The sequence below is a fragment of the Allobosea sp. UC22_33 genome (genome assembly GCF_042700715.1).
Classification (GTDB): Bacteria; Pseudomonadota; Alphaproteobacteria; order Rhizobiales; family Beijerinckiaceae; genus Allobosea.
In genome coordinates this window covers 3,922,210-3,945,362 of sequence record NZ_CP170556.1, presented here as the reverse complement: position 1 = coordinate 3,945,362, position 23,153 = coordinate 3,922,210, and the positions used below count along the sequence as shown (strand labels likewise).

Here is a 23,153-nt window from a genome sequence, read left to right as displayed (position 1 = left end):
TCAGGCTTTCGTTTCCGGCCGGTCGAACCAGAAGGTGTCGGGCATGTAGCGGCCGATGAAGGCGCCGGGCTCAAAGCTGTAGAGGCCCTTCTCGGGCACGTTGCGCAGTTCGTTCGAGACGACGATCGGCTGCAGGGTGCTGTTGATCACGCCGATGGTGAAGAGCTGCTCGGCATTGATCGCCAGCATCTTGTGCCAGATGGCGCGGCGCTGGTCGCGGGTCGAGCTGACGCGCCATTCCTCGTAGAGCCGCACGAGCTCGTTGACCTCGGCCAGCGCCGGCCGCTCGCCCTCGCGGCCGCTGCTCTCGATGAACTGGCCCCAGCGCGGCCACTGGAACTGGGCGGAGGAGGTCGGCGCCAGCGCGTCCGGCTCCATGTCCGAGGTGACGAGCGCATTGTCCATGCCGGCCCAGGCCGACATCACGGTCTGGCCGGCGAGGATGCGGCGGCGGAAGACGTCGCGCTGGGTCGAGCGCGGGTAGATCTTCATGCCGACATCGAAGAAGTCCTGCTTCAGCAGGTCGAGGATGTCGGTCTCCTCGGTGTTCTCGCCGGCGGTCTCGATGGTGAATTCCAGCCGGCGCCCGTCCGGAAACAGGCGGATGCCATCGTCGTCGCGCTTGGTCAGGCCGATCTCGTCGAGAAGCCGGTTCGCCAGCGCCGGGTCGTGCTGGGTCCAGAGCTCCGCCAGCCTTGCATCGTAGAGCGGGCTTTCGGGCAGGGCGGTGTTGCCGCTTTCGCGGGCCAGCCCGAAGAAGATGACCTTGTTGACGTCCTTGCGGCTGATCGCGACCGAGATCGCCTGGCGGTAGCGGATGTCGCGGTTGAGGTCGCGCCAGACCGGGTCGATCGCGTTCAGGTTGGGGAGCAGGGCGAAATAGGCACCTTCGGCCCGCTTCCACAGCTTGACGTCGAAATTCATCCGCTTCGAGGCTTCCTTCAGGAAGGTGTAGTTGTCGAAGCGGAGATAGCGGGCCTGGAGATCGGTTTCGCCGGCCGCCGTTTTCGCGGGAACGAGGGTGCTGGTGCCGATCGTCAGCGTCACCTGGTCGGCATAAGGGAGCTGCCGGCCGTTCCTGTCGATGCGGTGGAAATAGGGGTTGCGCTCGAAGACGAACTGCTCGGCCGGGAGCGGCGTCGTGTTGCGCCAGGGCTCCAGCGTCGGCAGCTTCGGGTTCTCCGGCCGGTACATGCGCGACAAACGCTCATGCAGCGCCCCCCAGTCGCGCACGCGGTGCTCCTTCACGCGCTGGGCGAGCTCGTGCTTGGGGGCGTGCTTCTCGTGGAACTGCTTGAGATAGCGGGACGGCATGAAGAGATAGGTCGGCTGCGCGCCCGCCAACGCCGGCAGGAAGACCGGGTTCGGGACCCTCCAGCTATAGCGGATCTCCCGCTCGCTCAGGATCTCGAAGATGGGCGGCTCGCCGCCTGCGAACAGCGCCTGGGGTGGCCCGCCCGGCGAAAGTCGCTTGTTGTTGGCGATGTCTTCCCACCAGTAGCGGAAATCTTCGGAGGTGAAGGGCGAGCCGTCCGACCAGCGATGGTCCTGACGCAGCTTGAGTGTGAAGATGCGGCCTTCCTCGACGTCGCAGCTCTCGAGGATATCGGGCACCAGCTCCAGATTGTCGTCATAGACCATCAGGCGGGTGTAGCCGTAGAGCGTCATCATGCGGATGTCGCGCTGGTCGCCCATCAGCATGCGGATATTGCCGCCATGGCGGCCGAGCTGGCGGCCGAGCGCTTCCAGATCGATGACGCGCGGGTTGGCCGGCAGGCGCGCCGCGACCGGTGGCAGGGCGCCGGACGCAATCCGATCCTTGAAGAACGGGCTGTCGATCGCGGTGCCCGAGAAGGGCGCAGGCGCGGCTTGCGCGACGCGCGGCAGGCTCGCTCCGGCGAGTGCGGCGGAGCCGAGCAGCAGCGCGGTCCGGCGGGTCGGGTCGGGGCGGCGCTGCGTCACGGCACCAACTCCCGGATATCGGCATTGCGACGCGCGAGTACGTAATGACCGTCGCCGAGCGGCAGATGCGTCAACGCGCCCTCGTCCGGCCCAGCCTTGAAGGCCTTGTCCCAATGGCTGTCGTCGGAGGCGCCGCCGGGGGCGGCCAGCTTGAAGTCGAGCTTGCGGTCGAGATCGGCGAAGGGCACGGAGCGCAGCAGCGCCCGCGTATAGGGATGGGCCGGGCGGGTGAAGAGGGCGTGGCGCGGCGCCAATTCGACGATCCGGCCATTGGCCATCACCGCGATACGATCAGCCATGTAGTTCACCACGGCGAGATTATGCGAGATGAACAGGAAGGTCAGGCCGCGCTCGGCCTGCAGGTCCTTGAGCAGGTTGAGGATCTGCGCCTGCACGGAGACGTCGAGCGCCGAGACCGGCTCATCGCAGATGATCAGCTCGGGGTCGAGCGCGAGGGCGCGGGCGATGCCGATGCGCTGGCGCTGGCCGCCCGAGAAGGAGTGCGGGTAGCGGTTGAGGAAGCGGGTATCGAGCCCGACATCCTGCATCAGATTGCGCACCCGCTCGTCCTGCTCGGCGGCATCACCGCGGCCGTGAACCACCAGCGGCTCGCGCAGGATGTTCATCACGGTCATGCGTGGCGACAGCGACGAGACCGGGTCCTGGAAGATCATCTGGACGCGCGGACGGAATTGGCGGAGGTCGTCGCCGCGCAGCTTGAGCACATCGACCCGTTCGCGTCCGTCGTCGAAGACGATCTCGCCGGAATCGGGTGTGACGGCGCGCATCACGATCTTGCTGACGGTGGTCTTGCCGCAGCCGCTCTCGCCGACGAGGCCGAGGCATTCGCCGCGCCGGATGTCGAAGCTGACATCGTCGACGGCCTTCACGCTGCTTTGGCTGCCTTTGCCGAAGAAGCTGCGCGATCCCGTGACATAGGTCTTGTGCAGGCCGCGGACGCTGAGCAGCGGGGCTGCTTCCGCCGAGGGTTTCGGCGGGGGCGCTGCCACGGCCGGGCGCGCGCGCGCCTCGCGGAGCGCGACCAGCCGTTCGCCCTCCTGCATGTCGAAATGCGGGGAGGCGTCGAGCAGGGCCTTGAGATAGGGATGGCGCGGCCGGCGGAAGATGTCCTCGACCGGGCCGCGCTCCATGATCTCGCCATGGAAGATCACGACGACCTCGTCGGCCATGTTGGCGACGACGCCGAGATCATGGGTGATCAGCAGGATCGCCATGCCCATCTCGGCCTGGAGATCGCGCATCAGGTCGAGCACCTGGGCCTGGATGGTGACGTCGAGCGCGGTGGTCGGCTCGTCGGCGATCAGCAGGGCCGGCTGGCAGATCAGCGCCATCGCGAGCATGGCGCGCTGGCGCAGGCCGCCGGAGAGCTCGAAGGAATAGAGCCCGAAGGCGCGCTCGGGGTCCTTGAAGCCGACGCGCTTCAGCATCGCCTCGATCAGTTCGCGGGCCTCGGCCTTCGGCATCGGCCGATGCAGGAGCAGCGCCTCCTCGATCTGGTTGCCGATGGTGTGGACCGGCGAGAGCGAGGACATCGGCTCCTGGAAGATCATGCCGATGCGCCCGCCGCGCAGCGCCCGGATGCCTTCGCCCTCGGCCGGCAGCGTGGCGATGTCGACGACGGCCTCGGGGGCGAGCGGATCGCGGAACAGGATCTCGCCGCCGGTAACGCCGCCGGCACGCGGCAGGAGCCCCATGATCGCCTGCGAGATCACCGACTTGCCGGAGCCGGATTCGCCGACCAGCGCGACGGTCTTGCCGGCGGGGACGCGCAGGCTGACGCCCTTCACGACGTCACGGGCGAGGCCGTGGATCGTGAAGCCGATACGCAGGTCGCTGATGCGCAGGATGTCCATGCTTACGTCGATACGTTCCCGGGAGCCTTAAGGTTCCGCAGCTTTCCTCACGTCACTAGACGTCGAAAGCGGCGGCTTGCCAATCGCTTTCGACGCCTGCGCCGGTTCTTGCGGGCATTGCCCGATGCGGATGACATCGCTGCAACGGGGCCCGCGCCGGAAATCGTCGAAGCTGATGCTCCAGGGCAAGGGGGCCGGGGCGCGGTAGGGACCCATCTTGAAATACTGGTTGTCGTCGAGCCCGGGACCGCCATGGCCGATATGGCCCGTGACGGTGACGATAGGAACGCCGTCGGCGATGATCTCGACATGGCCGTCGCCATCGGGGCCGGGCTGGGAGCGGACGACGAAATCGATCCAGCCCTGCTGCGCCGAGGGCAGGTCGGCGTGGTGTTTGACCCGGATTCCCGGGGCGCAGGCATTGAAATAGCTTGGGTAGTTCGCCGGGGTCGTGCCGCTTTCCATGGCGACGAGGGCGCGGGTCTGCTGCGCTTCGGTGCGGCTGATGACGAGCGCCTCGCCGGGCAGGCAGCCCTCGGGGCGCTCGGCGCTGCCGATCGGGTAGGAGGGAATCAGGTCGGTCTCGACGGTGATGCCGAGGCGGCCCCGGTAGAGCCGCAAAGCCAGGAAGGGCGAGTAGTCGCCGACGGCCTCGGGCAGGATCTCGCGCTTCCATTGCGCGATCACATATCTGCGATCGTCCTGGGCGAGGGGATCGTTGAGGCGCAGGGCAAAGCCGTACCAGACCGTGCTGTGGAAGGGGACGAGCACCTCGGGGCGCTCCCAGATCTCGGCCCGCTCGCTGCATCCCACCGCATCCGGAAGGCAGGACGGCGTCGCGATCACGGTCACGGCGCCGGCGCCGCTATAGGGCGCGGTACGATCGAAAATCACGCGGCCGGAGCGCTGCTCGGGGTTATCCTTGTAGAATAGCCCGCCTTCCGGGGTGAAACCGCCCTGTTCGAAGCCGTCGCGCAGGATGCGCTGCGTCGGATCGGCGCCGGCTTGCGCGCGTACCGGGATCGCGGACGCTCCGGCGAGGCCGATCATGGCCGCGCAGCACAGCATTCCCGATGCGGCGATCCTGTTCATGCTTCCCCCGATGATCGACGCCGCCTCCACGCTGCCATGCCGGGACGGCCGCAGCGTGGCGCGCATTGCACTCGGCCGCAACCTCACCACATATGGTCGCTTCGGGCCCGCCGGACCCGTTCCAGCTTGCGCCGCGAGCGCTTCGGTACAGGGTTGCCTCTTGGAGTCCAATCTCTTCCGTTACATCTGGCAGAAGAGCCGGGCCGAGCAGATCGTCGTCCTGCTGATCATCCTTGTCTCGATTCCGTTCAACTGGGCCTCGTTCGACGTGCCCAAGCGCATCGTCAACGACGCGATCCAGGGCGGCGCCTTCAAGAACGGCAAGACCACCGCCACGCTCTTGGATTTCACCCTGCACATGCCGTCCTGGCTCGGTGGTGCCAGCTACAAGATTTCGGAGGGCATCCAGGTCGGCCAGTATGGCCTGCTCATCGGCTTGAGCACCTATTTCCTGCTGCTCGTCCTGATCAACGGCGCCTTCAAATACGTCATCAACGTCCGCAAGGGCATCCTCGGCGAGCGGATGCTCCGGCGCATGCGCTACGACCTGTTCAGCCAGCTCATGCGCTTCCGGCCGGAGGAAATCCGCGCCGTCAAGCCGGCCGAGATCGCCAGCATGATCAAGGACGAGGTCGAGCCGGTCGGCGGCTTCGTCGGCGATGCCTTCATCCAGCCGGTCTTCCTGCTCAGCCAGGCGCTGACGGCGCTCGTCTTCATCATGGCGCAGAGCTTCTGGCTGGGCTCGATCGCGCTGCTGATCGTGCTGGTGCAGGCGATCATCATCCCGATCCTGCGGCGCGAGCAGCTCAGGCTCGGCCGCGAGCGCCAGATCGCCTCGCGCCAGCTGGCGGGCCGCATCGGCGAGATCGTCGATGCCGGGCCGATGATCCAGGGCCATGGCGCGACGGCCTATGTCCAGTCCGACATCGCGGGGCGGCTCGGGCGGCTCTTCGACATCCGCTACGCGCTCTACAAGCGCAAGTTCGCGGTCAAGTTCCTGAACAACCTACTGGCCCAGATCACGCCGTTCTTCTTCTACGCGATCGGCGGCTTCTTCGCGCTGCAGGGGCGGCTCGATATCGGCCAGCTCGTCGCGGTGATCGCCGCCTATCGCGACCTGCCGCCGCCGATCAAGGAACTGATCGACTGGGACCAGCAGCGCAACGACGTGACGATCAAGTACGATCAGGTGATCCAGCAGTTCAACAGCGACGAGACGCTCGTCCTCGAGGAGGAGAACGGCGTCGCGGCCCTGCCGGAGAAGGGCGAGATCCGGCTCGAATCCGTGCAGATGCTGGATAATCGTGGCCAGCCGCTGCTGACGCCATTGTCATTCAGCCTGCCGCGGCCGGGCATGGTCGCGGTGATCGGCCCGCCAGGCGGCGGCAAGGACGTGCTCGGCCGCATCCTCGGCCGGCAGGCGACGAGCTATACCGGCCGCGTCCTGATCGACGGCGAGCCGCTGGCCGGCATGTCGGTGGAGCGGGCAAGCCATCTCATCGGCTATTCCGGCGCCGAGCCCGAGATCATCGCCGGCTCGATGCGCGACAACGTCCTGCTGCCGCTCCGGCGCAGGCGGCCTGATCTCAAGGCCGAGGGAGGGGTTTCGCCGCCGGAGCACCGCCGCTTCGTCGAGGCGATCCGCTCGGGCAACTCGCCCTTTCCGTTCGAGGCGGACTGGACGGACTACGAGGGTGTCGGGGTGGCCGATGCGGCGGAGCTTGCGGCGCGGGTCCACGAGTTGCTCGATGTCTTCGGCTGCACGCAGGAGGTCTACGAGCTCGGCCTCGGCGGCAAGGTGATGCGGCCGGTCAGCGAGCAGGCGATCGAGCGCATCATCACGGCGCGCCGCGTGGTCGCGGCCGAGCTTGCGCGGATCAAGCAGAGCGACCTGATCGAGCCCTTCGCGCTCGACCGCTACAACCGTAATGCGCCGATCATCGAGAACCTGATCTTCGGCACGCGGACGAGCATGCGCTTCGACAGCACGACCCTGCTGTTCGAGCCCTATGCCCAGTCGATCCTCAAGGCGGAGGCGCTGGTCGAGCCCCTGGCCGAAATGGGCGGGCGGATCGTCGCGACCGTCGTCGAAATCTTCGCCGGCCTGCCGCAGGGGCATGCGCTTTTCGAGCGCTATTCCTTCGGTGCCAATTTCGAGTTCGAGCGCCTGAACGAGCTGGCGGACCTTCTCGCCAAGCACGACATGCGCAACCCGCTCGACCAGGAGACGGAGCGCGATCTCGTGGCGCTGGCGCTCGGCTATATCGAGCCCAAGCACAGGCTGAACCTGATCGATGCGCGGCTGGAACGCCGTATTCTCCGGGCGCGGGAGAGCTTCCGCAAGCATCTGCCGGCGGATGCGGTCGAGGATGTCGATTTCTACGATCCCGACAAGGTGATGGTCGGTGCCAGCGTGCGCGACAACCTGATGTTCGGGCGCATCGGCTACGGCGTGCCCGATGCCGCGCGCAAGGTCGGCGAGATCGTGCTGCAGGCGCTCGCCCGCTCGGGGCTGGGCGAGGCCCTGTACCGACTCGGGCTCGATACCGAGAGCGGCATTCGCGGGCGCTTCCTGCCGGCCCGGCTGCGCCAGGCCGTGCCGCTGGTGCAGGCGCTGGTCAAGGCGCCGCAGATCGCGGTGCTCGACATCTCCGCCCTGCTGGCGATTTCGGACGACCCCGAGGAGGTCGTCGCCCGGCTGCACGGCTATTGCGCGGGCATGACGCTGTTTCTTCTGGTCGGAGATGCTAGTCTTGCGGGAGAGGTCCCGCTGCGGGTGGTGTTCCACGGAGCGACGGGGACGGTCGAGGGGCTGGGTACGCCCGCTGCGGCCAATGATCGGGCGTCGCGCTTCGAAAGCGCCGGGCGCGAGAATACCGGGCGCGAAAGCACTGAGCGAATGGAGGCGCGGTCATGAGTCTGGAAACCGATATCGGCTGCCTGCGCTGCCTGCCGCTGTTTCAGGACATGCCGGCATCGCGGCTCAAGCTCGTCGCGCTGATGGGCGAGCGGTTGCAATTCGAGCCCGGCGCCGTCCTGATCAGCCCGCAGGAGAAGCTCGCGGGCGTCTACGTCATCATGGAAGGCGAGGTCGAGATATCGCAGCCCGGCGAGGGCGGCGAGGAGCGGCGATTCGTGAAGGATACCGGCAGCATAACCGGCGACGTTTCGCTGCTCAGCGGCAAGCCTTTCATCATAACCGTCAGTGCCAAGTCGCGCGTGTTGGCCCTGCGGATTCCCAAGGACCTTTTCTTCGAACTGCTTCAGACGGTGCCGGAGTTCAGCCTTGCTGTCTGCCGCGATCTGGCCGACCGGGTGCACCGGCTCGCCGCCGTCCTGCTGCGCGAGCACGAAACCATTTGAAGAGGTCGAACAGCGCATGAACCGCCCGCAAGCCGCAGGCACGAACCGCACCGGGATGTCTCGTGGCGGCATGGGCGCGAGCATGGACCAGGTCTCGTCCTGGAGCCGGGATATCCGGTTCGTCTCCGGGCTGATCCTGCTCACCTTCGCCACGACCCATTTCCTGAACCATGCCGTCGGCATCTTCGGCGTCAACGCCATGGAGAAGGTGCAGGACTGGCGCTACGGCTTCTGGCATTCCTGGTTCGGAACGGTCGCGCTCTATGGCGCGCTGGTCGTCCACCCGGTCTTCGCGCTGCTGCGCGTGGTGCAACGGCGCACCTTCAAGATGCCGCTGCGCGAGATGCTGCAGATCGCGCTCGGCCTCGCCATCCCGCTCCTGCTGGTCGACCACATCATCGGCACGCGGATCATGGGCATCTATTTCGGCGTCGACGAGAGCTACCGCTCCGTGCTGCGCCGGCTCTGGCCGGGGCTGGCGCTGACGCAGTCGCTGCTGCTGCTGCTGGTCTGGACGCATGGCATCATCGGCATCCATTTCATGCTGCGCGCCCGCGACAGCTATCGCCACTGGCGCGATCCCTTCCTGCTGGTGGCGATCCTGGTCCCGCTCCTGGCCATCATCGGCTTCTCCGTGGGCGCGCGGGAGGCCGAGCAGTTGGCGATGCCGGCCGAACTGGTCAGCGACGCGCAGGCCGCGATGTTCGCCCGCGACGTGATGTGGGGCAAAGGCGCCTTCTACGGGCTCGTCGCCTCGTTCCTGCTCTTCATCGGCATCCGCGAGATCAGGGTCCGGACGACCCGCCAGATCACGGTGCGCTTCGTCGGCCACGGCACGCGCCGCGTGGCGCCGGGGCCGACCGTGCTCGAGATGTTCCGGCGCTTCGGCATTCCCCATGCGGCGCTCTGCGGCGGGCGGGCGCGCTGCGCCACCTGCCGCGTGCTGGTGATGGACGGCAACGACAAGCTGCCGAAGCCCGGCCCGAACGAGGCCAAGCTGCTGCGCCGGATCTCGGCGCCCGAAGGCGTCCGGCTGGCTTGCCAGATCCGGCCGCGCGAGGATCTGCAGGTGCAGATCCTGCTGGCCTCGCGGTTGAATGCCGGGGCGACGCGCGCCTTCGAACTCGACGATGCCGCCGGCAAGCGCGGCCTGACCGTGGTGGTGGCCGATCTCAGGGCGTTTTCCGCGCTCTCCGAGCGGCAATTGCCGCGCGAACTGATCGGCCTGCTCAACCGCTTCTTCGACGAGATGGGGCAGGCGATCACCGCGCATGAGGGCCGCATCGACGCCTTCTACGGCGACGGCTTCATGGCGGTGTTCGGCCTCGAAGGCCCACCGGCCCGCGGGGCGCAGGCGGCGATCGCGGCCGCCGGCGACATCGTGCGCGCGGTCGACGCGCTCAACCGGGAATATGGCGCGGCGCTGCCGCTGCCGCTCAGGATCGGCATCGGCATCCATACCGGCGATGCCATCACCGGATCGGTCGAGAACGACAATCTCGGCCGGCGCGAGATCACGGTCGGCGAGACCGTGATGGTCGCGAGCCAGCTCGAATCGGCGACGCGGCGCGTGCTGGCCGATATCGTCGTCTCCGAAGACACGATCCGAGCGAGCGGGCGCAGCTATGCCGGCACGACCGCGCTGAAGATCGCGATCAAGGGGCGGGAGAAGCCGTTGACTGCCTATGGCTTCGCCAGCGCGCCGGAAATCGCCCGCCGCAAGCGCGAGGACGTGGCGGTGCCGGTGCCGGTGGTGGCCGGCGGCGAGGCGACCGCTTCGGCAGAGGTGGTGCAGGAGCAAGGCGAGACGGGCGAAAAGGGCTGATCCTCGCGCGGGCGGCTGGTTTTTTGCGGGCGCGCATGCGTATGGTCCGCCGGCTTTCCCGGATGACGACCGACCCATGACGCCCGAACCGCCCCAAGAGGCCTTTCACGACCTGCTGCGCGGCATGGCGGCGCTCTCGGGCAACCGCGTCGTCGCCGATATCGCGCGGCTCTACGGCAAGGGCGCGCCGCCCGATCTCTCGATTGCCTGCAACCACAAGCAGATCGCCTCGAAGCAATGGCTGGTCGCGGCATTGGCCGAGACATATCCGAAGCCCGAGGGGCCGGTCTGGGTGCTCGGCGCCTGGTATGGCTTGCTCGGCGCGCTGCTGCTCGATGATGCCCGGCTCGCGATCTCCGAAGTCGTCAGCCTCGATATCGATCCGACCTGCGCACCCATCGCCGAGATTCTGAACCACCGCCATGGTCAAGCAGGGCGTTTTCGCGCGATGACCGCCGACATGATGGGGATGGACTTCGCGGCGCAGTCGCCGATGCCGGGGCTCGTCATCAACACGAGCTGCGAGCATCTCGACGATGTGCCGGGCTGGCTCGCGACCTTTCCGAAGGACCTGCCGCTGGTGCTGCAGTCCAATGACTATTTTCGCGAGCCCGACCACCGGAGCTGCGTGCCCTCGCTCGACGCCTTCAGGGAGCAGGCGGGGCTGTCCGAGGTCTGGTTCGAGGGCGCCCGGCCGACCAAGAACTATACGCGCTTCATGCTGATCGGGCGGCGATGACGGCTGGCAAGACACCGCGCGTCGCGGTGGCGATGAAGGGCTATCCGCGCCTGTCGGAGACCTTCATCGCGCAGGAATTGCTGGGCCTGCAGCAGCGCGGCCTGCCCTTCGAGATCTGGTCGCTGCGCCATCCCACCGATGCGGCCAAGCATCTGATGCACAACCAGATCACGGCGCCTGTGCGCTATCTGCCGGAATATCTGCATGACGAGCCGGCGCGCGTGGCGCGCGGCATGCTCGCCGCCTTGCTGCGGCCGGGCCTGCTGCGGCTGCTGCCGGTCTTCCTGCGCGATCTCGCCCGCGACCGGACGCGCAACCGCTGGCGCCGCTTCGGGCAGGCCTGCGTGATGGCGCGAGAGTTGCCCCGGGATATCCGGCATCTGCACGTCCACTACCTGCACACGCCGGCCTCCGTGATCCGCTACGCCGCCTTGCTCGGCGGCCTGACATGGTCGTTCTCGGCCCATGCCAAGGATATCTGGACGACGCAGGACTGGGAGAAGCGCGAAAAGATCGCCTCCGCCGCCTGGGGGGTCACCTGCACCCGCGACGGGCATCGCGAGCTGGAACGCCTCTCCGACCGGCCCGACAAGGTCGCGCTGCTCTATCACGGGCTCGATCTGGCGCGCTTTCCGGCGCCCGGGCCGCGTTCGGCGCGGGATGGCACCGACCCTGCCGATCCTGTGCGCTTCGTCACCATCGGGCGCGCCGTGGCGAAGAAGGGCTTCGACGACCTGCTGGAAGCGCTGGCCAAGCTGCCTTGCACGCTGAACTGGCGCCTGACCCATATCGGCGGCGGCGAGAGGCTGAAGGCCTTGCAAGCACAGGCAAAAGCGCTTGGGCTCGATGAGCGGATCGTCTGGGCTGGACCGAAGGCGCAGGACGAGGTCATCGCCACGCTGCGGGCAGCCGATCTCTTCGTGCTGCCCTCGAAGGAGGCCGGCGACGGCGACCGCGACGGCCTGCCCAATGTGGTGATGGAGGCGGCGAGCCAGGGCCTGCCGATCGTCGCGACCGATTTCGCGGGGATACCGGAATTCGTGCGCGATGGCGTCGAGGGCCTGCTGGTGCCGCCGGGCGATGTTGCCGCTCTGGCGGGTGCGCTCGGCGAACTCGCCGGGGCGCCCGAGAAGCGCGCCGCGCTGGGAGATGCGGCTTACGCGCGCCTGACGGATGCCTTCTCGGCCGGAGCCGGGCTCGACCGGGTCGCGGCGATGCTGAACCGTTCGGCCGGCGTGGGGCCATGAGCGCCTCCGTCCTGATCGCGGTGACGCATCTGCTCGGCAGCGGCCATCTGGTGCGGGCTGCCAATCTGGCGCGAGCGCTGGTGCAGGGTGGATTCGCGGTGACACTGGCCAGCGGCGGCATGCCGCTGCGCGCCATGGAAGGCGAGCCCTTCGCCTTCGTGCAGTTGCCGCCGATCAGGACCGAGGGCACCGATTTCCGCACGCTGCTCGATGAGGCTGGCGCGCCGATCGCTCCGGAGCGGAGGAGCGCCCGCATCGCCATGCTGGAAGAACTGGCGACGCGATTGCGTCCCGATGTCGTGATCGTCGAGCATTTCCCGTTCGGGCGGCGGCAACTGGCTGCGGAGTTCCTCGCGCTGATCGCGGCAGTGAAGGCGGCGCGGCCCGAGGCGCTGGTGCTCTCCTCGGTGCGCGACGTGCTGGTGACGCCGCGGCCTGACCGGATCGCCGAGGCCGAAGAGCGGATCGCGGCGATGTTCGATGCGGTCCTGGTCCATGGCGATGCCGGCTTCCTGCCGCTCGACCGGTCGTGGCCGGTGGGCGAGGGGCTGGCGGGAAAGTTGCGCTATACCGGCTACCTCGCCGACGATCGGCCTGTTGAGGACGCGCAGGAGAATGGCGAGATCATCGTTTCCGGCGGCGGCTCGGCCGCTGCGCTGCCGCTCTTCGCCTGTGCCGTCGCGGCGGCGCGCCTCGACCGCTCCGGGCGCCGCTGGCGGCTTCTCGCCGGGCGCGGCATGGCGGAGGCCGATCTGGAGCTGCTGGCGGCCGACGCTCCCGAAAAGGTCGTGATCGAGCGGGCGCGGCCGGACTTTCCGGCGCTGCTTGCCGGTTGCGCCGTTTCGATCAGCCAGGCCGGCTATAACACCGTGCTCGATCTCGTCGCGGCTCGGCGGCCGGCGATCGTGGTGCCGTTCGATGCCGGCAACGAGACCGAGCAGACGGTCCGGGCCGAGGCGATGGAGCGGGCGGGGCTGGCGCGATGCTTCCGCCTGTCGGGCGATTTCGTGGGGGATGCCGTGGCGCTGGCGGACGCCGTGGGGCAAGCGATCGGCTCCGAACCATCCGATATGCGGATCGACCTGGACGGTGCGGCACGCTCGGCCGCGATCGTCAGGGAGCTTCTCGCCGGGGTCGCGGACCGCGCCAAACGGTGAGCCGGCATGCCCTTTGCGAGGGCCGGGGTGCAGCTTTGCGAATTGCCGCCTCCGGTCTTTCGCTCTAATGAGGGACGATCCGCCTCCCTTCTCGGTCGGCTCTGGGTTAACCGGCGAATTCCGGTCATGGCCCCGCGCCTGGAGACAAGATGATGACGACGACGACTGCGCCCGGCCTGCCCGACATCAAGCTGTCGGTGCGCGAGACTTTCGGGATCGATTCCGATCTCGAGGTGCCGGCCTTCTCCGCAGCCGATTCGCATGTGCCGGATTTCGACCCGGACTACCGCTTCGACCGCGACACCACGATCGCGATCCTCGCCGGCTTCGCGCATAACCGCCGCGTCATGATCTCGGGCTATCACGGCACGGGCAAGTCGACCCATATCGAGCAGGTCGCCGCCCGCCTCAACTGGCCCTGCGTCCGCGTCAACCTCGACAGCCACGTCTCGCGCCTCGACCTCGTCGGCAAGGACGCGATCGTGCTGAAGGAAGGCAAGCAGATCACCGAGTTCCAGGACGGCATCCTGCCCTGGGCGCTGCAGAACAACATCGCGCTCGTCTTCGACGAGTACGATGCCGGCCGCCCGGACGTGATGTTCGTGATCCAGCGCGTGCTCGAGCAGTCGGGCAAGCTGACGCTGCTCGACCAGAAGCGCGTCATCCGCCCGCATGGCGCCTTCCGCCTGTTCGCCACCGCCAACACGGTCGGCCTCGGCGACACGTCCGGCCTCTATCACGGCACCCAGCAGATCAATCAGGGCCAGATGGACCGCTGGTCGATCGTGACCACGCTGAACTACCTGCCGCATGACAACGAGGTCGCCATCGTCCTGGCGAAGTCGAAGCACTACCAGAGCACGCCGGACGGCAAGGACGTCATCAACAAGATGGTCCGCGTCGCCGATCTCACCCGCAACGCCTTCATGAACGGCGACCTCTCGACCGTGATGAGCCCGCGTACGGTCATCACCTGGGCCGAGAACGCGGCGATCTTCGGCGATATCGGCTTCGCCTTCCGCGTGACCTTCCTGAACAAGTGCGACGAGATGGAGCGCACGCTGGTGGCCGAGTTCTTCCAGCGCTCCTTCGGCAAGGAACTGCCGGAAAGCGCCGCGAACGTGGTGCTCAGCTAACGAGAGGACACGAGCCATGGCGCAGTATCAGGGAAGCTGCCACTGCGGGCGGGTCGCCTACGAGGTCGAAGCCGATCTCGGTCAGACGCTCACCTGCAACTGCTCCTACTGCCAGCGCCGCGGCTCGATCCTCGCGTTCTCGCCCGCCAGCGCCTTCACCCTGACCAAGGGCGAGGATGCGCTGACCGAGTACCGCTTCCACACGCAGAAGATCCAGCATCTCTTCTGCGAGACCTGCGGCATCGAGTCCTTCGCCAAAGCGAACGGGCCCGATGGCACGCCGATGGTCGCGGTCAATGTGCGCTGCCTTGCCGGCGTCGAGCCGACCGAATTGTCGCCGACGCAGTATGACGGGCGGTCGCGCTAATCCTTCGAAGCCAGAGGACGGCCCAGTCTTGTCCATCTCGAACCGCAAGCCAGGAACGCCGAAAGAGGCCCCGGCCGAGCCGCTGAAGCGGGCGATCTCCGGCGCCATGAAGGCGATCGCGCGCAAGCCGGAGATGGAAATCGTCTTCGCGGCCGACAAGCCCTCGCTCGTCGGCGAGCGGGCGCGCCTGCCCGAGCCGCCGCGCAAGCTCAGCCCCGGCGATGTCGCGATCCTGCGCGGCCATGCCGATTCGATGGCGCTGCGCCTTGCCTGCCATGACGCCGCGATCCACCGCCGCGCCGCCCCCGAAGGCGATGCGGCCCGGGCCGTGTTCGACGCGGTCGAGCAGGCGCGCGTGGAATCGATCGGCGCGCGGCGGATGTCCGGCATGGCCGGCAACATCTCCGCGATGCTGGAGGACCGCTATCATCGTGGCGGTCGCTACGAGGAAATCACCGACCGGGCCGATGCGCCGCTGGAGGACGCCCTTGCCCTGATGGTGCGCGAGCGGCTGACCGGCCTGAAGCCGCCCAAGGCGGCCGAGAAGGTCGTCGAACTCTGGCGCGAGCAGATCGAGGCCAAGGCCGGCGGCGATCTCGACCGGCTGACCAAGACGATCGAGGACCAGCGCGGCTTCGCCCGCACGGTGCGCGACATGCTGGCCGCGCTCGACATGGCCGAGCAGACGGCGCAGGGCGACGAGCAGGACGAGGACGAGGACAACCAGGACCAGTCATCCGAGGACCAGCAGCAGCAGGACGGCGAATCCGAGCAGGAGAGCGGCGCCGACCGTTCCGAGGTCGAGGTCAGCGAGGACGCGACCGAGGAACTGCAGGAGGGCGCCTCCGAGGCGACCGACGCGCCGGCGGGTGACTGGGAGGAGGAGGACGAGAACTCCGAATCCGAGGAGGCCGGCGAGGCGCCGCGTCCGCGCGAGAGCCGCGGCAACGAGCGGCCGCAGACCGACTACAAGGCCTATACCCAGAAATTCGACGAGGTCGTCACAGCCGAGGAACTCTGCGACGCCGAGGAGCTGACGCGCCTGCGCGCCTATCTCGACAAGCAGCTCGCCCATCTCCAGGGCGTGGTCGCGCGCCTCGCCAACCGTCTGCAGCGGCGCCTGATGGCGCAGCAGAACCGGACCTGGGAGTTCGACCTGGAGGAGGGGGCGCTCGATCCGGCGCGCCTGCCCCGCATCATCCTCGATCCGTTCCAGCCGCTCTCCTTCCGGCAGGAATCGGACACGAATTTCCGCGACACGGTCGTCACCCTGCTGATCGACAATTCCGGCTCGATGCGCGGCCGGCCGATCACGGTCGCGGCGACCTGCGCCGATATCCTGGCCCGGACGCTGGAGCGCTGCGGCGTCAAGGTCGAATTGCTGGGGTTCACGACGCGCGCCTGGAAGGGCGGGCTGTCGCGCGAGGCCTGGCTGCAATCGGGCAAGCCGGCCAATCCCGGCCGCCTGAACGACCTCCGCCACATCATCTACAAGGCGGCGGATGCGCCCTGGCGGCGTGCGCGCAAGAATCTCGGCCTGATGATGCGCGAGGGGCTGCTCAAGGAGAATATCGACGGCGAGGCGCTGGACTGGGCGCATAAGCGCCTGCTCGGCCGCTCCGAGCAGCGCAAGATCCTGATGGTAATCTCGGACGGCGCGCCGGTCGACGATTCCACCCTCTCGGTCAATGCCGGCAATTATCTCGAGCGGCATCTGCGCCATGTCATCGCAGAGATCGAGACGCGTTCGCCGGTCGAGCTCATCGCCATCGGCATCGGCCACGATGTGACGCGCTATTATCGCCGTGCCGTCACCATCGTCGATGCCGAGGAGCTGGGCGGCGTGATGACCGAGAAGCTTGCCGAGCTGTTCGAAGAGGACGGTCCGGGCGGTTCCGGCTCCAAGCGCCGCGGGCATTGATGCGCCTGACGCGCCGCGCCGCGCTGGCAGGGCTCGGCGCGTTTGCGTTGCCGGGCGTCGCGCAAGCGATCGAGCAGACCCGCTTCCCGGTCGGGGTCTCGGCCCGGCCGATCGCGGCTTTCGAGCCGCGCCGGCCGGAGCAGCGCCGCTTCGGCGCGCTGCAATTCCGCAGCGGGCTCGTGCTCTCCTCGGGCCATCCGCGATTCGGTGGCTTGTCCGGTCTCGCGCGCCTGAATGGCGGGCGTGACCTCGTCGCGGTGACGGATCGCGGTTACTGGCTGACCGCGAAGGTCGCTTCAAGCAACGGCAAGCTCGTCGGTCTCGAAGAGGTCGAGATGGCGGCGATTCTCGGCGGCTCCGGCCGGCCGCTTGTGCGCTCGGGGCTCTACGACACTGAAAGCCTCTGCATCCATGATGGCGTCGCCTTCGTCGGAATCGAGCGCAAGCACGAGATCGCCCGCTTCGACTGGGCACGCGATGGCGTCGAGGCGCATGCGCGGCCCGTGCCGGTGCCGCCCGAGATCAAGCGCCTGCCGAGCAACCGGGGGCTGGAAGCGCTCGGCGTCATGCCTGCGGGGCCTTTGAAGGGCGCGCTGGTCGCGATCGCGGAGCGCTCGGGCAAAGCGGATGAGCCGACGCTGGGAGCCATTCTCGGCGGGCCTCAGTCCGGCCTGTTCAAGCTCGCCCGGCGTGACGGCTACGATATCACCGACCTCGCCTTCCTGCCGTCGGGCGACATGCTGGTGCTGGAGCGCTGGTATCAGCCGTTGCGCGGTGTCGGCATGCGGATGAGGCGAATCGCCGGGCGGGATATCCGGCCGGGCGCGCTGGTCGATGGACCGCGCCTGATCGAGGCCGATCTCGGCTTCGAGATCGACAACATGGAGGGTCTGTCGATCCATCTGGAGGAGGGGCGCACGATCCTCACCCTGATCTCGGACGACAATTTCTCGTTCCTCCAGCGCACCCTGCTGCTGGAATTCGAGCTGCTGCCATAGATGGCGATGCTCGGGCTTGACCCGAGCATCTCGCGACCAGCGGGCACCAGAGCCTCTTCCTGCCGGAGATTCTCGGGTCTGCGCTTCGCTTCGCCCGAGAATGACGGCTGGCATGCTCAAAACGAAAAAAGCGGCCTTGCGGCCGCTTCCTTCAAACCCGAAAGGGAAGCCCGCTCAGTTGGCGGTGAGCTTCTTCTCGAGGTCGCGCTTCAGGGTGAGCGCGCCGGTCGACAGGTCGCCGGCCGCAGCCTTGAGCAGGAAGGCGTCGAGGCCGCCGCGATGCTCGACCGAACGCAGGGCGTTGGCCGAAATCCGCAGGCGCACCGAACGGCCGAGCGCGTCCGACTGCAGCGTGACGTTCACGAGGTTCGGACGGAAGACGGTCTTCGTCTTGCGGTTCGAGTGGCTCACGAGGTGGCCGCTCTGGGTGGCTTTCCCGGTCAGTTCGCAACGGCGGGCCATGATATCGTTCCTTACGTTCCCGGGGGCTCAAATAAAAAAACCGACACGCGACGTGCCGGCGAGCACCGGAAGTCAATTTGAAGTCGGGGTTCCATAGCCAAGGGCGCAGCCTGCGTCAAGGAAAACTCGGTTCGCCGTTCACATGGCCTTCAGCGTTAACGGGGTGTAAAGATCGCGGTCCGATGCTTCAACCGGCCGTCGCTTCGCCGCACGGGGAAGGCGGTCACGATTCGGGCCGATTCAGAGTGCATTCAGCGCAGGATCGCGCCGTTCCGGAGACAATGGATGAAGTCCGCCGTCGCATCGTCACTCGCTGGCCTTGCCTTCGCCGCCTGTCTGGGCGCGGGAGCCAATGCGGCTTCGCTCGACGCGCGCTATGATGTCTCGCTCCTGGGAATCACCCTGGGCACGGCGAGCCTCAGCGGCGGCATCGACAATGCCGGCTACAAGCTCGACATGTCCGCGAAGCTCACAGGGATCGCAGGCGGCGTCACGGGTGGGCGCGGCTCCGGCGCCGCCACGGGCGCGCTCGTCGGCGGCAGGCTTGCGCCGAAGACCTTCGCGGTGAGCTCGGCCAATTCCAGCGAGAGCCGGACCGTCCGGATGGCTTTGGCCGAGGGCAGCGTCGCCGGCATCGATATCGAGCCGCCGATCGACGAGAAGCCCGATCGCGTGCCGCTCAACGACAGCCACAAGCGCAATATCGTCGACCCGCTCAGCGCCTTCCTGATGCCGGTCAACGGCAAGGGCAAGGACGGCGCCTGCAACCGCACGCTGCCGATCTTCGACGGCGCGGCGCGCTACGACATCAAGCTCACGAGCGCCGGCACCCGCAACGTCAAGCTGGAAGGCTATAGCGGCCCGGTCTCGATCTGCCAGGCGCGCTTCGTGCCGATCGCCGGCCACCGGGCGCTCCGGCCCAGCACCAAGTTCATGGCGGAGAATCGCGACATCACGGCCTGGCTGGCGCCCGTCGCCGGCACGGACATGATGGTCCCGGTGCGCATCTCCGTGAAGACCATGATCGGCACGGCCGTGATCGAGGCCTCCAGCTTCAAGGTCGATCCCGGCGTCACCGCCAGCGCCCGGAACTGAGGAGAGGCTCAGGGCGCGCGCTTGACGCCCTGATCGTCCTCGAAGACCGGCCGGAAGAACGAGCGCTCATAGCTGATGATGAAGCGGTGCTTCTCGTTCTCGGCGACCACGGCAAGACACTCGGCGTCGTTGAAGGAAGCCTCGCGATAGGTCTCGTATGCCGCGAAGGACGGAAAGCTGAACATCGCGAGAGCGACGTTGGACGTCCCCTCGGACGGCATGAAATAGCCGTGATGCTTGCCGCCGAACCCCTCGACCAGACGGATCCAGGCCTTGCCATAGGCCTCGAAGGCCGGAAGCTGGTAGGGGTCGACGACGTAGCGCAGATGACAGGTGATCATGATCAGGCGGCCTTCGCGGTGCTGAGAAAGGTCTTCATGCGCTCCAGCGCCTTCTCGATATTCTCGAGCGAGTTGGCATAGGAGAGGCGGATATAGCCCTCGCCGTGGACGCCGAAATCGGGGCCGCCGATCGTGGCGACGCCGGTTTCCTCCAGCAGGGCCGAGGCCAGCTTCTTGGCCTTCCAGCCGGTCTGCGAGACGTTCGGGAAGGCGTAGAACGCGCCCCTGGGTTCGATGCAGGAGACGCCGGGCAGGCCGTTCAGGCCCTTGACCACCGCCTTCCGCCGCCGGTCGAACTCCGCCAGCATCATATGGACCGCGTCCTGCGGGCCGGTGAGCGCGGCGAGCCCCGCCCATTGCGCCGGCGCGTTGACGCAGGAATGCGAGTTCACCGCGAGCTTGCGGGCATTGTCGAGCAAGGGCTTCGGCCAGACCGAATAGCCGAGGCGCCAGCCGGTCATCGCATATGTCTTCGACCAGCCGTTGAGCAGGATCAGCCGGTCGCGGATTTCGGGGTAGCTGAGAAGGCAGACATGCTTCTCGCTGTCATAGACCATCTGGTCGTAGATCTCGTCTGACATGATCGCAACATCGGGAAATGCTGCCAGTCCGGCTACGAGCTTGTCGATCTCGGCCTTGGGCGTCACGCCGCCGGTCGGGTTCGCCGGCGAGTTGATGATCAGCAGCCGGGTCTTCGGCGTGATCAGTGCCAGCGTCTCCTCGGCCGAGAAGGCGAAGCCGTTTTCCTCGCGGATCGGCACCGGGATCGGCGTCGCGCCGGTATACTCGATCATCGAGCGGTAGATCGGGAAGCCGGGATCGGGATAGAGGATTTCGGCGCCGGGTTCGCCGAACATCAGGATCGCCATGAACATGGTGACCTTGCCGCCGGGTACGATCATCACGCTCTCGGGCGAGACCTCGACCGCGAAGCGCTTGTGCAGGTCGGCGGCGACCGCCTCGCGCAAGGGCAGGATGCCGTTGGCGGGGGTATAGCCGTGATGGCCGTCGCGGAGCGCCTTCACGGCGGCCTCGACGATATGGTCGGGCGTCGAGAAATCCGGCTGGCCGATGCCGAGATTGATGATGTCCTTGCCCTGGCGCTGCAATTCGGTGGCGCGGGCCAGCACCGCGAAGGCGTTCTCCTCGCCGATGCGGGAGAAGGAGGGGACGACGTGGAGGGTCATGGCGCGTTTCCTCGAGCTCTGGCGTGACGGCCGGCTTTCTCGTTCTTGGCGCCAAACCGGCGCGGCTGGCAAGCACGGAGGGCGCATCGCCGGATTGTTGCATGCTGCATACAGCATGATTAAATAGTATGACTATCAGCCAGATTGGGCCTTGCCGAGCCGTGGGCGATGGGCATGATGGCTAGTCTCAAATCGTTTGAATGTGAGATCGGCAAGCGGCCGCCAGCGCCGCGCCGAACGAGAGGAAACGAGGATGGCCAAGGCACCCGGCAAGAAGTCCGTTCGGCGCATCAAGCCCGAGCAATTGCGCTCGAAGGCGTGGTTCGACAATCCCGACAACGCCGATATGACCGCGCTCTATATCGAGCGCACGATGAATTTCGGCCTGTCGCGCGAGGAGCTGCAGTCGGGCCGTCCGATCATCGGCATCGCCCAGACGGGCTCGGACATCGCGCCGTGCAACCGCCACCATATCGAGCTGGCGCATCGTGTCCGCGACGGCATTCGCGAGATGGGCGGCGTGCCCTTCGAGTTCCCGATCCATCCGATCCAGGAAACCTGCAAGCGGCCGACCGCGGCGCTCGACCGCAACCTGCAATATCTCTCGCTGGTCGAGATCCTCTACGGCTATCCGCTCGACGGCGTCGTGCTGACGACGGGCTGCGACAAGACCACGCCGGCCCAGATCATGGCGGCCGCGACGGTCGACATCCCGGCGATCGCGCTGCCGGGCGGGCCGATGCTGAACGGCTCCTTCCGCGGCGAGCGCACCGGCTCCGGCACGATCGTCTGGAAGGCGCGCCAGATGATGGCGGCCGGCGAGATCGACTATAAGGGCTTCGTCGATCTGGTCGCTTCGTCGGCTCCGTCGGCGGGCCATTGCAACACGATGGGCACGGCCTCCACCATGAACTCGCTGGCCGAGGCCATGGGCATGACGCTGCCCGGCGCCGCCGCGATCCCCGCGCCTTATCGCGACCGCTATGAGATGGCCTATCTCACCGGCAAGCGCATCGTCGAGATGGTCTGGGAGAACCTGATCCCCTCGAAGATCCTGACCCGCGAGGCCTTCGAGAACACCATCGTCATCAACTCGGCGATCGGCGGCTCGACCAATGCGCCCGTCCATGTCAACGCCATCGCCAAGCATATCGGCGTCAAACTCGACAACGAGGACTGGACCAAGATCGGCTACGACATCCCGCTGCTGGTCAACCTGCAGCCGGCCGGCGAATATCTCGGCGAGGATTATTACCGCGCCGGCGGCCTGCCTGCCGTGATCGCGGAGCTGATCGAGAAGGGCAAGCTCAAGCCCGCGATCACCGCCAACGGCAAGACGCTGGAAGAGAACTGCAAGGGCGCCTTCTCGATCGCCCGCGAGGTGATCAAGAGCTACGACCAGCCGATGAAGGCGCAGTCGGGCTTCCTCAACCTCTCCGGCAACCTATTCGATTCCGCGATCATGAAGACCAGCGTGATCACGCCGGAATTCCGCAAGCGTTACCTCGAGAACCCGAAGGACCCGATGGCCTTCGAGGGCCGCGCCATCGTCTTCGACGGGCCGGAGGATTATCACCACCGCATCGACGATCCCGCGCTCGCCATCGACGAGCACTGCATCCTGTTCATCCGTGGCGTCGGGCCGATCGGGTATCCCGGCGCAGCCGAGGTCGTGAACATGCGGCCGCCGGATTACCTGATCAAGAAGGGCATCACGGCGCTTGCCTGCGTCGGCGACGGGCGCCAATCCGGTACCTCGGGCTCGCCCTCGATCCTCAACGCCTCGCCGGAAGCGGCGACGGGGGGCGGGCTCGCCATGCTCAAGATGGGTGACAAGGTCCGCATCGACCTGAAGAAGCGCACGGCGAACATCCTGATCTCGGATGAGGAGCTTGCCGCGCGGAAGGCGGCGTTCAAGGCGGCCGGCGGTTACAAGTACCCGAAGAGCCAGACGCCCTGGCAGGAGATTCAGCGCAAGATCGTCGACGAACTCTCCGAGGGCATGGTCCTCAAGCCGGCGGTCAAGTACCAGAAGATCCACAAGAAGTTCGGCATTCCGCGCGATAACCACTGAGGTAAGCGCTTCTGAAAGGGTGTCATCCCGTGCGCGCTGCGGCATGTAATGCCGCGGCGCAGACACGGGACCGTCACCCGGCAAGGGCGCCTTCTCGAACGCGGCGTGGGCGCCTTCTCGTCGCGCGATCCCGCATCTGCGCGGCGGCACTTTGCGCCGCAGCGCGTGCGGGATGACACATTTCATCGGCGCGCTCGCCGCCCGCTCCACTCCCCACGCCATTCCGCCCGCGCATCGGCGTTCGCTGCGCGACGCGCGCCGAACGGGGCTGACAAACGATACGACCCTCGACACTATGGCAGCCATTCGTTCC

18 protein-coding genes are annotated in these 23,153 nt (G+C 67.2%); 12 read left to right on the top strand and 6 right to left on the bottom strand.

Translation table 11 applies throughout. The features are described 5' to 3' along the window. Genes ACFJGT_RS19215 through ACFJGT_RS19205 form a run of 3 tightly spaced genes read right to left on the bottom strand, consistent with a single transcriptional unit; the run spans nucleotide 1 to nucleotide 4,928 of the window. Nucleotides 1–1,962: an ABC transporter substrate-binding protein gene (locus ACFJGT_RS19215; protein ID WP_377841113.1), complete on the bottom strand. Its 1,962-nt coding sequence runs from the start codon at nucleotides 1,960–1,962 to the stop codon at nucleotides 1–3. After that, on the bottom strand, nucleotides 1,959–3,836 hold the full coding sequence (locus tag ACFJGT_RS19210) for an ABC transporter ATP-binding protein (RefSeq protein ID WP_377841110.1): 1,878 nt from the start codon (nucleotides 3,834–3,836) through the stop codon (nucleotides 1,959–1,961). The genes ACFJGT_RS19215 and ACFJGT_RS19210 overlap by 4 nt, the downstream gene beginning before the upstream one ends. A 27-nt stretch (nucleotides 3,837–3,863) precedes the next feature. Continuing rightward, entirely contained in the window at nucleotides 3,864–4,928 is a 1,065-nt protein-coding gene (locus ACFJGT_RS19205; protein ID WP_377841108.1) for a polysaccharide lyase, read from the bottom strand. 160 nt (nucleotides 4,929–5,088) lie between these two features. Here ACFJGT_RS19205 and ACFJGT_RS19200 point away from each other — a divergent pair, with 160 nt between their 5' ends. The 10 genes from ACFJGT_RS19200 to ACFJGT_RS19155 all read left to right on the top strand — a co-directional run bounded on the left by ACFJGT_RS19200 (nucleotide 5,089) and on the right by ACFJGT_RS19155 (nucleotide 17,681). Continuing rightward, on the top strand, nucleotides 5,089–7,845 hold the full coding sequence (locus tag ACFJGT_RS19200; protein ID WP_377841105.1) for an ABC transporter transmembrane domain-containing protein: 2,757 nt from the start codon (nucleotides 5,089–5,091) through the stop codon (nucleotides 7,843–7,845). Beyond that, a complete protein-coding gene (locus ACFJGT_RS19195) occupies nucleotides 7,842–8,291 on the top strand; it encodes a Crp/Fnr family transcriptional regulator (RefSeq protein WP_377841102.1) in 450 nt (149 codons plus the stop codon). Before ACFJGT_RS19200 ends, ACFJGT_RS19195 begins: the two co-directional genes overlap by 4 nt. Before the next feature lie 16 nt (nucleotides 8,292–8,307). Then, entirely contained in the window at nucleotides 8,308–10,116 is a 1,809-nt protein-coding gene (locus tag ACFJGT_RS19190) for an adenylate/guanylate cyclase domain-containing protein (protein ID WP_377841098.1), read from the top strand. Nucleotides 10,117–10,192: 76 nt separating this feature from the next. Further along, on the top strand, nucleotides 10,193–10,855 hold the full coding sequence (locus ACFJGT_RS19185; RefSeq protein WP_377841096.1) for a class I SAM-dependent methyltransferase: 663 nt from the start codon (nucleotides 10,193–10,195) through the stop codon (nucleotides 10,853–10,855). Next, nucleotides 10,852–12,102: a glycosyltransferase family 4 protein gene (locus ACFJGT_RS19180; RefSeq protein ID WP_377841094.1), complete on the top strand. Its 1,251-nt coding sequence runs from the start codon at nucleotides 10,852–10,854 to the stop codon at nucleotides 12,100–12,102. The genes ACFJGT_RS19185 and ACFJGT_RS19180 overlap by 4 nt, the downstream gene beginning before the upstream one ends. Then, entirely contained in the window at nucleotides 12,099–13,259 is a 1,161-nt protein-coding gene (locus ACFJGT_RS19175) for a glycosyltransferase family protein (RefSeq protein WP_377841091.1), read from the top strand. Before ACFJGT_RS19180 ends, ACFJGT_RS19175 begins: the two co-directional genes overlap by 4 nt. Nucleotides 13,260–13,411: 152 nt before the next feature. After that, the gene (gene cobS / locus ACFJGT_RS19170) at nucleotides 13,412–14,395 is read left to right on the top strand and encodes a cobaltochelatase subunit CobS (protein WP_377841089.1); all 984 of its coding nucleotides are present in this window, start codon (nucleotides 13,412–13,414) and stop codon (nucleotides 14,393–14,395) included. A 16-nt stretch (nucleotides 14,396–14,411) separates the two neighbouring features. Continuing rightward, a complete protein-coding gene (locus ACFJGT_RS19165; RefSeq protein ID WP_377841086.1) occupies nucleotides 14,412–14,762 on the top strand; it encodes a GFA family protein in 351 nt (116 codons plus the stop codon). Between the two features lie 28 nt (nucleotides 14,763–14,790). Further along, nucleotides 14,791–16,683: a cobaltochelatase subunit CobT gene (gene cobT / locus ACFJGT_RS19160; protein ID WP_377841083.1), complete on the top strand. Its 1,893-nt coding sequence runs from the start codon at nucleotides 14,791–14,793 to the stop codon at nucleotides 16,681–16,683. Beyond that, nucleotides 16,683–17,681 (top strand): esterase-like activity of phytase family protein, encoded by a 999-nt coding sequence (locus ACFJGT_RS19155; protein WP_377841080.1) that lies wholly within the window; start codon nucleotides 16,683–16,685, stop codon nucleotides 17,679–17,681. The genes cobT and ACFJGT_RS19155 overlap by 1 nt, the downstream gene beginning before the upstream one ends. A gap of 174 nt (nucleotides 17,682–17,855) precedes the next feature. Here the strand turns inward: ACFJGT_RS19155 and rpmB are convergent, their stop codons facing one another. Further along, a complete protein-coding gene (gene rpmB / locus ACFJGT_RS19150; protein WP_377841077.1) occupies nucleotides 17,856–18,143 on the bottom strand; it encodes a 50S ribosomal protein L28 in 288 nt (95 codons plus the stop codon). Between the two features lie 285 nt (nucleotides 18,144–18,428). Here rpmB and ACFJGT_RS19145 point away from each other — a divergent pair, with 285 nt between their 5' ends. Then, nucleotides 18,429–19,238, top strand: coding sequence for a DUF3108 domain-containing protein (locus ACFJGT_RS19145; protein WP_377841073.1), 810 nt, complete (start codon nucleotides 18,429–18,431; stop codon nucleotides 19,236–19,238). An 8-nt stretch (nucleotides 19,239–19,246) separates the two neighbouring features. On the opposite strand, the gene ACFJGT_RS19140 is transcribed toward ACFJGT_RS19145, so the two are convergent. Both ACFJGT_RS19140 and ACFJGT_RS19135 read right to left on the bottom strand, forming a co-directional pair. Further along, entirely contained in the window at nucleotides 19,247–19,579 is a 333-nt protein-coding gene (locus tag ACFJGT_RS19140; RefSeq protein ID WP_377841069.1) for an NIPSNAP family protein, read from the bottom strand. 2 nt (nucleotides 19,580–19,581) lie between these two features. Continuing rightward, entirely contained in the window at nucleotides 19,582–20,766 is a 1,185-nt protein-coding gene (locus ACFJGT_RS19135) for a pyridoxal phosphate-dependent aminotransferase (protein ID WP_377841063.1), read from the bottom strand. 253 nt (nucleotides 20,767–21,019) lie between these two features. Here ACFJGT_RS19135 and ACFJGT_RS19130 point away from each other — a divergent pair, with 253 nt between their 5' ends. Next, complete coding sequence (locus ACFJGT_RS19130) at nucleotides 21,020–22,840, top strand: IlvD/Edd family dehydratase (protein ID WP_377841055.1); 1,821 nt, start codon at nucleotides 21,020–21,022, stop codon at nucleotides 22,838–22,840. Nucleotides 22,841–23,153 lie beyond the last annotated feature (313 nt).